Below are 471 nucleotides of genomic sequence, written 5' to 3' on the forward strand. Positions count from 1 at the left end.
ATATGTATCTAAATCAAAGTAATTATTGGGATATAAATGTATATGGTCACATTTTCGGTGATTCAAATATTGATGAAAGTATTATTGCAAAGTCTGCGGTTGATGAACTAATAAAATATAGATTTATTAACCAAATATCAAAACATAATTATCAAATAACACAAAATGGTATTGATTATCTTAAAAATACTTTTTAATTTTTAAAATATTCTTTATCTTTATTCTTAAAACATTAAAACAATAAAACCCCCGCGCCAAGGATGGCGCGGTGTGACCAGTAATTTGGGGTAAAAAAATTTTCGTGTAACGTTTGGCGGTAAAAGACGTTTTGCCTGCCCGAATAAGCAAACTGCGAAGCAGTTTGCAGGGCAGGCAAAATGTGGCGGAACAAAACCGTGCAGAGGGCGAAGCCCGAACACGCTTTTGTGTAGCCTAGCCCCGAAGGGGCGTACTTTTACCGACCTGTTAAGT

1 protein-coding gene is annotated in these 471 nt (G+C 35.7%); it reads left to right on the plus strand.

The window, feature by feature from the left end; genetic code table 11:
• On the plus strand, positions 1-197 hold a 197-nt coding region (locus ACYVRH_RS14555; protein ID WP_461257580.1), incomplete at its 5' end, for a hypothetical protein.
• Positions 198-471: the final 274 nt, after the last annotated feature.

The organism is Treponema sp. R80B11-R83G3 (assembly GCF_054786115.1).